Below are 13,090 nucleotides of genomic sequence, written 5' to 3' on the forward strand. Positions count from 1 at the left end.
TCCGCCCCGGCTGCGGGTGCACACTCATCACTGCGGTCGTCGCGCTGCTCATCCCCCGGTATGTCCCTCCGTGTCACGGCACTAAGGCGTGTGCGAGTCGGACCGACGCGTTTCGCACACCGGCCCGCGACCGCCCACTGTCCCACGTCCGGCGATGAGGGGTTCGAAGGGGGGTTCACGGCCCGCCCCGTCGGGCAGGGGCGTCGGCCGGCTCCTTGAAGCATGTACCCGCACGGCGGTGAACGAGCGGCGGCGGGCATAGTGGGGGCGGTTCGCGAGGCATCTACAACCACGGGGAGAAATAGGGCAGATGGCATCACGGCGGGACGAACTCAATGCCTACACCTTCGCGAAGAAGCGGCTGGTCGCCGCCTTTCTGCAACCGTCCGCAGCCGGTTCGGACGAGGGAGCGCCGCGCCCGCTGCGGGCCCTGCTGCCAGGAGTGGTGGTGGGCGCCCTGCTGGTGGCGGGCTTCGGGGCCTGGGGCATCTTCAAGCCCAAGGTTCCCGACGGCTGGGACGACCCCGGTGCCCACGTCATCGTCGGCAGTGAATCGACAACCCGATACGTCGTCCTGGAGACCAAAGGCGTCAAGCGCCTGCACCCGGTGCTGAACTTCTCCTCCGCGAAACTGCTCCTGGACCCGGACAAGTCCTCGGTGATCCAGGTGGCGGAGTCCGAACTGGACAACGGAAAGCTGCAGCGCGGTCCGATGCTCGGCATACCGTACGCACCCGACCGGCTGCCCAGCGCGGACGAGGCGGGCCGGAACAAGCTCTGGGCGGTCTGCGAGCAGCCGGGCGCCGGCGCCGGTGACGCCGTGCAGAAGGCGGTCTTCCTGCTCGCCGACCGAGAGGCGGACAAGGTGGGCGGCAAGCAGCAGCTCCACGGCGGCCAGGCCCTCTACGTCGAGACGGACGGCGGGGGTGGCACGCGCTACCTGGTGGATGCGGACGGCACGCAGCACGTCATCGGGACCACCGGAGGCGACAAGCCCTCGGCCCGGGACGAGGTGCTGCGCCGCTCACTGTTCAGCGAGGGCGCACAGCCCCAGAAGGTCACCAAGGACTGGCTCGGCACCCTGCATGCCGGCAAGCCCATCGACTTCCCGCGGTTGCCCGGCAAGGTCGGTGACCCGGCCGGCGTCAGCGGCCTGGACCCCCGCCTGGACAAGGTGGGCACGGTACTCAAAGCCGTGGCCGGTACCGGCATGCAGCAGTACGTCGTCCTGCCGGGGGCGGTTGCGCCCGTGTCCGACCTCGTCGCCAGGCTGCTCCTGACGAGCCCGGAGGCGGAGGTGCTGGGCCAGAAGGCGCAGGCCACCGAAGTCGGACCGCAGTCCTTCACCTCTTCCCCGGACGAGTTCTACGCGAAGTACGGCTGGCCGAAGAACGTCCCGACACAGGCCAACGACACGTCGGCCCGGACCGGAACCGTCTGCAACGTGCTGCACGGCGTCACCTCGGCGGGCGTGCCGAAACTGACCACCTGGGCCGGCCCGGGGTATCCGGTCCGCTTCCAGGACGGGGCCACCAGCGCGTACGTCACGCCGGGCAGCGGTGTGCTGTACCGGCAGTTCAACGGAGCTTCCCCGACCACCGGTTCGCTCTTTCTGGTGACGGATACCGGGCTGCGCTACGCCGTGCAGACGAACAACGACAGCAGCGCGGATCCCTCCAAGATCGGGGCCGACCCGAAGCCCCCGACGGCGGAGGAGCAGGCTGCCGAGGTCAACCAGGCCCAGATCAAGCTCGGCTACAAGGAGGTACGGCCGGTGCCGGTGCCGGACAACTGGTCCGGCCTCCTGCCCAAGGGGCCCCGGCTCGACGCCAACAGTGCCAAACAGCCCCAGGGTTCCTGAGAACGGAGAGGAGGAAGCGCGTGATGATCACACGCAACGGATTCCGTTCTTCGGCCGTCGTGCTGCTCCTGATGTGCGCGGCGGGCGCCGGCCTGCCGGGGTTCGCGCAGGCTCCCGCGGCAGCACTGGACTCCGACCCGCAGACGGGTTCCGAGGGCAGCGGTGAGTGCACCTTTCCGATGGCGAAGCAGATTCAGGGTCGTCCCTGGGCACTCCAGCGGCTGGTCTTCGACCAGCTCTGGCAGGACACCAAGGGAAAGGGGGTCCGGGTCGCGGTGATCGACACCGGTGTCGACGACACCAATCCGCAGCTGAAGTCCGCTGTCGACCGGGCGTCCGGGACCGATCTGCTTCCGCCGTCGAAGGACGGGGCTCAGGACCCGGCGGCATCCGGCGGTGGGGACGGCACAACCGATCTCGTCGGCCACGGCACCAAGGTCGCCGGCATCATCGCGGCCCGCCCGCGTCCGGGCACGGGGTTCGTCGGTCTCGCTCCGGAAGCGACGATCATCCCCATCCGGCAGAACGACGACAAGGGCACCGGCACTGCCGCGACGATGGCCGCGGCCATCCGCCACGCCATCGCGAAGCACGCCCGCGTCATCAACATCTCCCAGGACACCGCCAAGCCCCTGCGAGCCGACTCCGACCTGGCGCTCGCGGTGACCGAGGCGCTGAACAAGGACATCGTCGTGGTCGCGTCCGCCGGGAACGACGGTCTCGCCGGAAAGGTCAAGGTGACGTACCCGGCGGCCTACAAGGGCGTCCTGGCGGTGGCCGCCTCGGACCGCAACGACGAGCGGGCGCCGTTCTCCCAGACCGGCGACTTCGTGGGGGTCGCGGCGCCGGGCGTCGACATGGTGTCCACCGTCCCCAAGGGCGGCCAGTGTGTCGACAACGGCACAAGCTTCTCGGCCCCCTACGTCGCCGGAGTCGCCGCCCTGCTACGGGCCAAGCACCCGCGCTGGACGCAGTCCCAGGTGGTCGCCCAGATCGAGCAGACCGCCGAACGCGCGGTCAAGGGGCGGGATGACTTCATCGGGTGGGGAGTGGTCGATCCGGTGCGCGCCCTCAACGACGACGAACACCCGGTGAACGCCCCTGTCCCGGATCGTGCGGTGTCGGACGGCCCCGTCGGACCGGAACCGATCGCCCTCCAGGTGGGTGAGACCCGGCAGGAGCGGATCACCCGGATCTCGATCTATGCGCTGGCCACCACGGGCCTTCTCATCGCAGTGATCGCGGGCACCGCTATCGTGCTGCGGGACCGTCGTCGCCGGGATTAGGTGAATATCCAACAACTCGGTGCAGAACTATGGCGGTTGGAATCAGTAGCGGCCACAGCTAAAGTGATAATTGACAACTTTGGTCCGGTGTACACGTGGCACCCGACATTCGGGCAACCCGCGACATCCGATTCATGGGGGAAGGTGCGTTATGGGAGACAAGCTCAAGCTTTCAGCCGATCAGATCGACAAGCTCATCGGCGAACTCGGCAATATGCATGACACGCTCGAAGGCAGGATCAGCAGCCTCAACGCGGTCATCGACGCCGTCGAAGGCCACTGGAAGGGTGTTGCGGCCAACGCGTACAACGGCCTCCAGACGCAGGTCAACCTCGACGTGCGCAATTTGAAGGAGCTCCTCGCCTTCACCAAGGAAGCCGTTCAGATGAGCCGTGACGGCTTCGACGCGGAGGAAGTGGAGCGGCTCAACAGCTTCAAGGGCGTCGACGGCGGCAACCTGGGCAGCAACGGCGTTCTGGACCGATTCCAGGTCTCTTCGTAACCCGTCCTCATCCCGCCTCGCATCAGGAGACCGTTCAATGGAGATCACGTACTCCGGGGTCGTCGAAGCCTCTAACCAGGTCAAGTCGACCGCCGACACCATCAAGACCCAGCTCGGCGAACTGAACGCCAAGGTCAAGGCCGTCGTCGCCACCTGGGACGGTGAGACGCAGCAGGCGTTCTACGACCGGCACAGTGGCTGGGACCTCAAGGTGAACCACATGCACGAGACCTTGACGACCATTTCGAGGAAGCTCATGGAAGCCACCGAGGGCTACCGGGCGAACGACCTCGCCCAGGCTCGGCGCTTCCAGGGCTGACCCAGGCTCAGATGAATCACGACGGAACCGGCACGCTGTGGGTGTGGGATGCGGTCAGCGCATCCCACACCCGTGCCTGTGCCTGCGGTTCCGCGGCACTTTAGGGGAGGTGCTTCCATGAGACCTGAACTTCCGGGCGATGGGTCGCGCACGCCGGATCTGGCGACGCCCAGTGAGTCTCTGCAGAACTTCAAGATCCGCGTGGACAATCTGCTCACGAAGCTCGACGCGTCACCGGCCGCGCACGGCCGCATCACTGAACAGAAGGTCACCACCGCCGCGTACGGCACCGGCTTTCCGGAGGCCATAGGGCTGTCCAGCGCCTACGACATGGTGCATGCGCGCTTGGCGCTGCTCTCCAAGACGCTCGGTGATCAGCTGGAGGCGATGGGCATCACGGTCGACCTGGCCGACCGCGGCTACGAGAACGTCGACCAGGAACACTCCGAGCGTCTGCACGCCATCCAGCAGCGCACCGAGATCTACTACAAGAAGCCGGAAACCGACAAGGATCCCGGAGCGCCCGCAGAGGGCAAGGACAAGACCGGTGGGGGTTCGTCCAGCGGATCAGACGGCTTGTAACACCTGAAGTGAACGGGGGACAGGGATAACCATGGGCAAGCAACTGCCACCACTCAACGCCTGTTACAACACCAGCGACTTCGAGCACGCGTCGTACCAGGACATGCTCAACATGGTCAGTGGCGTCAACGCCACGGAGATCATGAGCCGCGGCACCGCTCTCGTCGACGCGCAGACCGAGATCGAGAAGATCGGCACCGAGCTCAAGGAGCACGTCGGCCGTACCACCTGGAAGGGCGCGGGCGGTGATGCCTTCCGTGAGTGGGGCAACGACTTCGCCAAGGAGACCCTGAAGCTGGCCGACTACGCTGGCACCGCGGGCACCTCGCTGCAGACGGCCGGTCAGGCCCTCAGCGAGGTGGCCAAGGTGATTCAGGGACACCCTGACGCCGTGCAGATGTGCTTCGCGGACGAGAAGAAGGAAAAGGCCCGGATCGCGGCCGTCGAGACGGCGCGGAACGAAGCCATTCCGCAGATGAACAAGCTCGCCTCGTACTACCTGATGGCAGAGCAGTCGATCTCCTCGCAGGAGGAGCCGAACTTCAAGCCGTTGCCGAAGGAAGTAGTGCCTGACATGCCGGTCGATGGCGGGCAGACACACTACGGCTCTCCGGGGAGCCCTTCTGGCAGTACGTACTCGGTGACAGGTCCGCAGAGCGGCAGCACGTCGACGGTCGGCCACCACTACACCGTCTCAAGCTCAGGTGGCGTGACCGCGTCGTCTGTGGACGGCGTTCCCGTCGTCCACACACCGCAGCACGTCTCCGCGGTACCCGGGGCGCCGGACACCACGGGGACGAACATCGACACGGTGACGATGCCGCAGGCTCCGACACCTCACGCGCCCCTGCCCACTGGTGGATTGCCCCCTCAGGGCCCAGGTGGCGGCGGACTCCAGACACCGCTGCCGCCCGTGGTGATGCCCTCGCGCCCGGGCCCGGTCGGTCCCGGAGACTACACAGTGCGCACTCCGCCCACCGGGCCGGGTGGCAGGGGTGGCGTGGACGGCGTACGGCCTCCCATGACCACCCCCGGCAGGGGCGGCGTGGAAAGCGTCCGGCCCCCCCTGGCCACCCGGACCGACACGGGCATCCACGGCGGTACACCGGCGCAGGGCCGGACCGGGGTCGGCCCGGTCCGGGGCACGTCGCGTGGAACGGTGATCGGTGGTGAGAGGCCGTCGGCCGGGCGCGGAATGATGCCGGGCCACGCCGGTGGCGGTCCCGGCACGGCCGGGCGGCCCGGGGGCCTCGGTGGCGGTTCGCAGCGCCTGGTCACGGAGCCCGGCGGCACCGTGCGGGCACCGCGCGGAACGCAGCCGGGGGCGGGACGCGAATTCACCCAGGGGGGCACCGGACTCGTCCGTGAGTCGCCGAGAACGGGCGGTGCGATGGGCCCGATGGGCGGGGCGATGGGCGGCGCGTCCCAGGGCACACGGGGACGTTCGCAGCGACGTGACGGCGGGAACTCGGGATACCTCGCCGAGGACGAAGAGAGCTGGGCCACGGGGGACGACGGCGTCGTTCCCCCCGTGATCGACTAGATCCGGTCGCGGAGCAGCGACGCCGGGTGGCGGACAGAGGACGACGAGTGGGTGGCATGAGGTCAATAGTCAGGCGTCGAGGCAGGCGAGCGCCGGCGGTGGTGGCAGCGCTGGGTTCCCTGCTCCTCCTCGGCGGCGCCGTCGCCCCGGCCGCGTCCGCGGACACCATGCGCGACCGCGAGTGGTACCTGGACCGGATGCAGGCCGCTGAGATGTGGAAAACCAGCACCGGTAAGGGGATCACTGTCGCTGTTCTCGATACCGGCGTGATCCCCTCCGTTTCCGAACTGACGGGAAGAGTGCTCCCGGGGAAGAACTTTGTCGAGCCTCAGCGGGGTGCACACAAGGACAAGGACGGGCATGGCACCGCCATGGCGATGCTCATCGCGGGGAACGGGGTGAACGGGCAGGGTGTGAAGGGTCTCGCGCCGGACGCGCGCATTCTCCCGTTGACCGTCTTCGGATCCTCCAAGGAAGCGGGCACCAACCACCTCTCGGCTCTGCTCGCGGCCATCCGGTACGCCGCTGACAGCGACGCCAAGATCATCAACATGTCGTTGGCCTACGAGTCCTTCACGCTGGATGAGGACGAGCGGGCACAGATCCAACAGGCAGTGGATTACGCCGTGAAGCGCGGAAAGCTGCTTCTGGCGGGGAGCGGCAACACTGGCGACTCGGGAAACTATGTCGGGTACCCGGCGGCTACTGCTGGGGTGGCGGGCATCGGGGCCGTCGACAAGACGTCCTCGGTCACGAAGTTCTCGGTGTCAGGACCTCAGGTGGCGCTCGCCGCCCCGGGTGAGGACATTCCGATCCGCTGCGTCGACGGCGAAACTGGCTACTGCAGCAGCTGGGGCACCAGCCAGGCGACGGCCATCGCCTCCGCATCGGCCGCCCTCATCTGGTCCAAGCACCCGTCCTGGACCGGCAACCAGGTCCTCCGCGTCATGATGAACACCGCGGGCAAACCGACCAAGGGCGCGATCCCCAGCCGCTACATCGGCTACGGCACGGTCCGCCCCCGCGTGGCCGTCCTCGGCGACCCCGGAGACCCGGGCCCCGCCGATGTGAACCCTCTGGTGGCTGCCCGGTCCCCGAAGAAGTCCCCGTCTCCCTCGGCGTCGGACTCCAGCGGATCCGGCCCCTCGAACCCCTCGAAGCAGCCGGCATCCTCCGCTGCCTCGGAAAAGTCGGATGACGGCAAGGGCGCCGGCGCGATCGTCTGGATCACCGTCGGAGTCGGCGTGGTCGTCGTTGTCGGCGTGGTGCTCCTGCTGCGCCGGAGAGCTGCCGGTCTCCGGCGCTGAACTCGTGTCATCACTCACCCACCGCCCCAATCGAACTCACCTGCAAGTGCACAGGCCAGGAGGAGGAATCGTGAAGGACGAATTCAGACTCCTCGCTATCCACTGGGAAAACGATCATGTCAAAGCGGAGCAAGCTCACCTTGGAAGGAGCCGCACCCAACTCGGTTTCTTCACCATGGTGATGCAATGCGGTTGACATAGTGGAAATTGGCAATCTGATTGCGCGACCGTGTTAGCGTGTGAATGCACCGATCAGCATACTGTCAGAGGCAGATGGGTGCAATCGTGCAAATCTGGGAACTTTCAGGAGGGATAGACGTGAGTGGTGACATATTTCAAGAACTGCAGCAGTTTCAAGAATATGCGCATAAGATGCAGCAACTGATTTCTGATGTGAACGACCAGATGCCTGAGTACGCCGAGGGCGAGGACCCGCAGGGAGCCGTCAGAGTCCGGTTGAGAGCCGGCGGGCTCCCGGAATCGATCAAGGTCGCATCCGACTGGCAGCGTAGGCAGCGTCCTGAGGATCTCGGCGCTGCTGTTCTCGAGGCGTATCAGTCCGCCCTGAGCGAGTGGATGGAACGCTGGTCGGGGGGCCTCTCGGAGACTGACTGGGAAGCCCGAGCTGAACGGCTCGATGGCGGCCTTGGCCCATCTGTATCGACAGGGACGCCCTCAGTGCCTCCGGAGACTTTCGAGCGGGACTTGCGTCACGTCGTTCCGCGACCCCTCGAGGAAGTGACCGAGGACGCGCTGTCAGCCTTCGACGCGGTCGAGCGACAGAGTGCTGAATTGTATCTACCACCCGAGGTGAAGGGGGAATCTGCCGCGCGCCGGGTCGTGATCACCCTCAGCTCGCAGGGTCTCGTCTCGTGCGAGCTGGAGCCGCAATGGGCAGCCCAGCAGTCAGCTGTGCGACTTAATCAAGCACTTGATGATGCATTGACCGACGCGTGCGGCAAAGTCGGCAGCGCCGAAAGCGACGGCCAAGCGGCCGTTGCAAACCTGTACCTGGGCGGCCTGCTGGATGAGGCTCTAGCCATCATGAATAACCCGCAGCACTTTACGCAGTGAATTCCTGAAGGGGTTGAGAGTTTTGGGAAACACCGATCTCAAAGTCATCACCGATGCGATACGTGCTGATGTGGTCATGTGGGATGAGCAGGCCATTGCGATAGGCGAGGTGGGTGCTGCCATTAAGGGAATGCAGCCCACTCGGCTCGAATTTGGACTCTTCCAGCTTATTTTCGGTGACTATTCAGATGTCATCGATCATCTTTCAAGTCGATGTGCCGAAGGAAACGCTGAAATGTCGAAGATTGCCGACGAGTTGCTCAGGAACGCGAAGGCCTACGACGATCACGAAGTAGAAACCGAGAAGTCCGTGGAAAACGCCTACTAGAACAGATTCAGAAAGAACGGGGTCCCTCGTGGCATTCAATTCCGAGCAATTCCAGGCAATTATCGATAAGTTGAACTCCGGCCTCACGACTCTCTCGACAGATTTGAATTCCATTGGCCCAAGGGTGGAAAAGGCAGTAAACCACTGGTGGGTTCCCGACGCCGTCGCGCGCGCATTGATCTGGATAGTGAACAAGATTATTGAAGGTGTCAATTATATTATTGGCAAGGTTCTAGAATTCCTCAAGGGAGTGGCAGCTCCTTTCATCCTGTTCGCCGATGCCATTACATGGCAGGGCGAGGAGATTCGAGGGAAGGCATCCGGCGTCGCGTCCGCTACGCAGAAGTTTAACCTCAAGGCTCCCAGGCAGTGGGAAGGGCACGGGGCTAACGCATACACGAATGCCGTCTTCCCTCAGTCTGCCGCTGGCGCTCAGGTCGCGTCCAGTTCGAGCACGGTATCGACCTGCCTGACGGCCTGTGGAACGGCGGGAGTCGCGTTCTATGTGACACTAGGAATCTTTATTGCCCAGCTGATCCCCGTCCTGGCTGCCTCGACTGTTGCGGCTGCTTCTGTGGTGGGTCTTCCGGCTGCCGGCGGTGCTGCCGTGGCGGAAACAGCTCTCGGCGCCGCCACCATTGTGACCGCCGTGGGCGGCCTGCTGACCGCGCTCGGAGCTCAGCTTCCGGTGATGGCTGCGCTTACGGGCGAGAGCGTCGACAAAATGGGCTTCCCGGAAGGGCATTGGCCGGTCGGAACGGCCTGACGCCCTCGCTCAGCCGTCGACTTCATTATTTCCGAGATGGCGATTGGCGCTGCGCTTTTTCTGAATTGAAGAGGAAGATGATATGAATAGAACTCGCGTGGCCCTCTGGGGGGTTGCAGTGGCATCATTCGGATGGTTCTGCCTATCGCTGTTCACCGGTAACGTGAGCGATCTTCCCCCTAAAAGCCTGATTGCCGTCCTCAGTGTTCTGGTGGTTTTTTGCCCAATTGCCGCAGAGGTGCATGAGATACGGCGGAAGAAGCGCGGTTAGCGCACACGCGGGGTTCGCAGGGTGAGGGCGCCAAAGCGTACGTCGCGGCAGTGAAGGGCCAGCCCACCGCTGCCACTCAGATCGAGACGAGTGCGGACAAGCTCGTAACGGAATTGACGCTTTGTGCGGTTGCCGGGGCGGCATTCCAATTGGCGCTGCTGGCCGTTTTGATCAAGGTCATCGTTGTTATGACCGCCGCAGCCGTCGCTGAAGGCTCCGTCGTGTTCTCGTGGGCGGGCCTTCTCGCTGCTGTGGGGGAAGTGCTGTTGGGTGCCGGCACCACCACCGGACTTGTGGTAACGCTGGTGGGGGTGCTCACAGCGCAGGCTGGTCAAATAGCCGTTGCCAAGGGTGAAGCAAACGACAACAGTGCCTTCCGGGGAGGTAAGTGGCCGTCCGCGACTGTTTGATGCGGGTGCGGCGCTGCCGAATTGATTCTGCTGGCTCGGCAGTGCTCGATGACGCCGGGAAGGCAGGAACTTTTGAATGACGGGTGATGGTTTCGCATGTACTGGATTCGAGTACCGCTTTGGTGTGCCACGCCGGCCAGTTTTTACGTGATGTTCTTCACCCCCCATCTTCTTATGAAGTCCCCGTTGGTGATGCTCCTTTGTGTCGTGGGCATTCTCCTCCCGGGCTGGGGTGAGAGTTACTTGCTGTGGCGGCGCCGGAGAGACTGGCACGCACAGTTTGCGTCCATCGACGAACTGCGGTTGCTAGTGACGGACGAGGCGGAGCTCCGGCGGATTCGTGACGAAAAAGGGTTGCTGGTGGCTGCCCGCCGATTCAGGCGTCAGTTTCCTCGGTGCCCCTTGAGTGAAGCCCTGAAGATGATCCAGTCGCTGTGACCGCTCCACTCGCTCACCGCGGTCGTCAAGGTTGGAACAAGCGCGGATAAGGCCGTCACGGGCCCGGCGCTACGTGGCGCTGTCGGGGCGCGTTCTACGTCACGCCGGGCGTCATCCCGGCTGAGTACGTCGTGACCCTGAGCGGCGCGATCGCGGCGCCGGGTGCCGTTGCCTCCTCCTGGGCACCGTCCGACGCCCGACTTTCGCCCAGTGCATGACCGGGCGCGCGGAATTCTCGGATCAACAGGCAGGGTGGACTTCTTGTACGGATTGTGGGTCGCTCTCTGGGCCATCGGCCTGGTGGCCTTGGGGTGTTCGTTCTTCTTGATGAGATCGGATCTCCCCGAGGCGGTCCTGATGCTCTCCGTAGTCTTGTCCCTGGCCTGCCCGTTGGTGGCCGAGGGCCAGGTGGCACGACGGAAACAGAAAGCGCACCAAGCGGAGCAACGGGATTGGTACGCCCAGAGCTTTGGCTCGATCGACGTGCTGCGGAAGGCCGTTGACGAGCTGGGCCTGCGTCGCATCCGCGACGAGAAGGCGCCTGCCAACGCGGTACGGGAGGTCAAGCGTCAGCTCTATCCGCTTCCGTTGGACGTGGCAGTAACCCTGGTCACGGCATTGTGAGCCCGCGTGCCACAGACGGGTCCGGATCAGGGAGAGTGCGCTGCGATGCGGCGTGCCCTCCCTGAGTTCGTGTTGGTGCCAGGGAAGGCGGCATCCAAGAAATCCAAGCGCTGTGAGCGCTGTACCCGCTCACCATGGCCGTCAACGTTCGGCGCTGTGCGGTGCTCTGGATGCCGATCGGCTTGGCCGTGGAGAGTTGTGAGACGTGCACTCGCCGCCCGAGACTCAATGGAGGAAACATCATGCCCACACTCCCCGGTTCCGCCGAAGGGCTATTGCTCCCCGCTGAGCGGGCGCGCCGCGGCGGGTTCTACCTCGGTTTGGTTCTCGCTGCGATGCTCTGCATGGTGCTTTTGGAAGCACTCGTGGTGTTTGTTACCTGCGTGCTGATCTTGGGTGAAGGTATTGAGTTTATGGGCAGTGTGGGCGTCGTCGGCCTGTGTACGGGACTACCGGTGATGGGAGGGGTAGTGAGTCTGCTGCTGCTGATCTACCTTGTGCCGCGATATTCGGCCCTGCGCATCGATTCAATGGGCATCAGCAAGGTGTGGCGTGGCCGCACGGAGACCGTGCGCTGGGCTGATATCGACAAGGTCCGGTTCAACAGCAGGCGGAGCTACCTGATACTGCTGCTGAAGGAAGGTGCACTCCCGGAGCTGCCGAACGCCGTTGAAGGGCCGAGAGCGGTTCTGATGCACTCGCTCGGAAACTCCCTCTGGCGCCGACGGAGGCCGACTCACGCTGACTTGATCGTTGACGCGGTCGAGCGGTTTGGCCCGGGAAGGTACACCGTCGAACCCTGGAACCTGGGCAAGGGCGGCGCGACAGGGGCGGGCGCCTCGGCGTAGTCGAAGTATGCGCAGTTCGGGGATCGGCGTCCCGTCTCACCGAAGATTGAGTACCGGAGCGCCGTGCACAGACTCGCGTGCGCCGCGTGGACATGTAACCCGCCGACGCCGAGCCGCGCGGCCGGCCTCGCCTTCTGAGTCCACCTGAGACGATGCGCAGGCCCGGGGCCATCAGGGCTGATACCCCGGCCCGTCGGGCGACTGGAAACCGGGGGAGAGTCCGTGGCAGCTCACGTGTTGACATTGCGCTACGAGTCTGGACAGTTCATAGGTGATGTCCAATCACGCTTCGCCCGCGGAGAGTTGTGCGACGTGCACTCGCCGCCTGAGACTCAATGAAGGAAACATCATGTCCACACCCTCCAGCCCCACCGAAGGGCTATTGCTCCCCGCTGAGCGGTTCCGCCGCGGCGGGTTCTACCTCGGTTTGGTCATCGCAGGGATGCTCTGCCTGGTGCTCCTCGAAGGACTCATTTTCTTTGTGGTCGGCGTGCTGATCATGGGTGAAGACATGGGGTTCATGGGCGAGGCGGGTGTCGCCGGATATGTGGGACTACCGGTGATAGGCGGAGTGGTGTGCCTGCTGCCGCTGATCGCGCTTGTGTGGCAACATCCGGGTCTGCGCATCGATTCAACGGGTATGAGCAAGGTGTGGCGTCACCGCACGGAGACCGTGCGGTGGGCTGATATCGACAAGGTTCGGTTCAACAGCAGGCGGAGCTTCCTGCTGCTGGTGCTGAAGGCAGGCGCACTCCCGGAGCGGCCGGTCGCCGTTGCCGGGCCGAGAGTGGTTTTTATGTATTCGCTCGGAAACTCCCTCTGGCGCCGACGGAGGCCGAATCACCCTGACTTGATCCTTGACGCACTTGAGCGGTTCGCCCCAGGGAAGTACACCGTCGAGCCCTGGAACCTGGGCAAGGGCGGCGCGTAA

Annotated in this window: 15 protein-coding genes; all 15 read left to right on the forward strand. The window is 64.7% G+C overall.

The features are described from left to right. The first annotated feature begins 310 nt into the window (after positions 1-310). On the forward strand, positions 311-1,861 hold the full coding sequence (gene eccB, locus ACIPEK_RS30240; protein ID WP_402002373.1) for a type VII secretion protein EccB: 1,551 nt from the start codon (positions 311-313) through the stop codon (positions 1,859-1,861). Positions 1,862-2,040: 179 nt separating this feature from the next. Beyond that, positions 2,041-3,147: a type VII secretion-associated serine protease mycosin gene (mycP, locus tag ACIPEK_RS30245; RefSeq protein ID WP_402002503.1), complete on the forward strand. Its 1,107-nt coding sequence runs from the start codon at positions 2,041-2,043 to the stop codon at positions 3,145-3,147. A 151-nt stretch (positions 3,148-3,298) separates the two neighbouring features. Further along, positions 3,299-3,649, forward strand: coding sequence for a WXG100 family type VII secretion target (locus ACIPEK_RS30250; RefSeq protein WP_383067063.1), 351 nt, complete (start codon positions 3,299-3,301; stop codon positions 3,647-3,649). Between the two features lie 37 nt (positions 3,650-3,686). After that, positions 3,687-3,968, forward strand: a complete 282-nt coding sequence (locus ACIPEK_RS30255; protein ID WP_383067065.1) for a WXG100 family type VII secretion target — start codon at positions 3,687-3,689, stop codon at positions 3,966-3,968. A gap of 117 nt (positions 3,969-4,085) precedes the next feature. Next, positions 4,086-4,550: a hypothetical protein gene (locus ACIPEK_RS30260; protein ID WP_393699582.1), complete on the forward strand. Its 465-nt coding sequence runs from the start codon at positions 4,086-4,088 to the stop codon at positions 4,548-4,550. Between the two features lie 31 nt (positions 4,551-4,581). Further along, positions 4,582-6,093: a WXG100 family type VII secretion target gene (locus tag ACIPEK_RS30265; RefSeq protein ID WP_402002378.1), complete on the forward strand. Its 1,512-nt coding sequence runs from the start codon at positions 4,582-4,584 to the stop codon at positions 6,091-6,093. Positions 6,094-6,191: 98 nt separating this feature from the next. Next, positions 6,192-7,400 (forward strand): type VII secretion-associated serine protease mycosin, encoded by a 1,209-nt coding sequence (gene mycP / locus ACIPEK_RS30270; RefSeq protein ID WP_402002381.1) that lies wholly within the window; start codon positions 6,192-6,194, stop codon positions 7,398-7,400. A gap of 70 nt (positions 7,401-7,470) precedes the next feature. Continuing rightward, the gene (locus tag ACIPEK_RS30275) at positions 7,471-7,596 is read left to right on the forward strand and encodes a hypothetical protein (protein ID WP_402002384.1); all 126 of its coding nucleotides are present in this window, start codon (positions 7,471-7,473) and stop codon (positions 7,594-7,596) included. A 122-nt stretch (positions 7,597-7,718) separates the two neighbouring features. Further along, on the forward strand, positions 7,719-8,474 hold the full coding sequence (locus ACIPEK_RS30280; protein ID WP_402002387.1) for a hypothetical protein: 756 nt from the start codon (positions 7,719-7,721) through the stop codon (positions 8,472-8,474). A gap of 22 nt (positions 8,475-8,496) precedes the next feature. After that, the gene (locus tag ACIPEK_RS30285; protein ID WP_402002390.1) at positions 8,497-8,802 is read left to right on the forward strand and encodes a hypothetical protein; all 306 of its coding nucleotides are present in this window, start codon (positions 8,497-8,499) and stop codon (positions 8,800-8,802) included. 28 nt (positions 8,803-8,830) lie between these two features. Beyond that, positions 8,831-9,568 carry a hypothetical protein gene (locus ACIPEK_RS30290; RefSeq protein WP_402002393.1) on the forward strand — a complete coding sequence of 246 codons (738 nt, stop codon included), beginning with the start codon at positions 8,831-8,833 and terminating at the stop codon, positions 9,566-9,568. A gap of 321 nt (positions 9,569-9,889) precedes the next feature. Beyond that, complete coding sequence (locus ACIPEK_RS30295; RefSeq protein WP_402002395.1) at positions 9,890-10,249, forward strand: hypothetical protein; 360 nt, start codon at positions 9,890-9,892, stop codon at positions 10,247-10,249. A 690-nt stretch (positions 10,250-10,939) separates the two neighbouring features. Next, positions 10,940-11,311: a hypothetical protein gene (locus ACIPEK_RS30300; RefSeq protein ID WP_402002398.1), complete on the forward strand. Its 372-nt coding sequence runs from the start codon at positions 10,940-10,942 to the stop codon at positions 11,309-11,311. 242 nt (positions 11,312-11,553) lie between these two features. Continuing rightward, on the forward strand, positions 11,554-12,159 hold the full coding sequence (locus ACIPEK_RS30305; protein ID WP_402002401.1) for a hypothetical protein: 606 nt from the start codon (positions 11,554-11,556) through the stop codon (positions 12,157-12,159). Positions 12,160-12,508: 349 nt separating this feature from the next. Beyond that, the gene (locus ACIPEK_RS30310) at positions 12,509-13,090 is read left to right on the forward strand and encodes a hypothetical protein (protein ID WP_402002404.1); all 582 of its coding nucleotides are present in this window, start codon (positions 12,509-12,511) and stop codon (positions 13,088-13,090) included.

It is taken from the genome of Streptomyces sp. NPDC088246 (assembly GCF_044741025.1).
Lineage (GTDB): Bacteria > Actinomycetota > Actinomycetes > Streptomycetales > Streptomycetaceae > Streptomyces.

Bases quoted from the DNA above. Each gene is read 5' to 3' on its own strand.
- eccB (WP_402002373.1), top strand. From the start codon at position 311: ATGGCATCACGGCGGGACGAACTCAATGCCTACACCTTCGCGAAGAAG.
- mycP (WP_402002503.1), top strand. From the start codon at position 2,041: ATGGCGAAGCAGATTCAGGGTCGTCCCTGGGCACTCCAGCGGCTGGTC.
- ACIPEK_RS30250 (WP_383067063.1), top strand. From the start codon at position 3,299: ATGGGAGACAAGCTCAAGCTTTCAGCCGATCAGATCGACAAGCTCATC.
- ACIPEK_RS30255 (WP_383067065.1), top strand. From the start codon at position 3,687: ATGGAGATCACGTACTCCGGGGTCGTCGAAGCCTCTAACCAGGTCAAG.
- ACIPEK_RS30260 (WP_393699582.1), top strand. From the start codon at position 4,086: ATGAGACCTGAACTTCCGGGCGATGGGTCGCGCACGCCGGATCTGGCG.
- ACIPEK_RS30265 (WP_402002378.1), top strand. From the start codon at position 4,582: ATGGGCAAGCAACTGCCACCACTCAACGCCTGTTACAACACCAGCGAC.
- ACIPEK_RS30305 (WP_402002401.1), top strand. From the start codon at position 11,554: ATGCCCACACTCCCCGGTTCCGCCGAAGGGCTATTGCTCCCCGCTGAG.
- ACIPEK_RS30310 (WP_402002404.1), top strand. From the start codon at position 12,509: ATGTCCACACCCTCCAGCCCCACCGAAGGGCTATTGCTCCCCGCTGAG.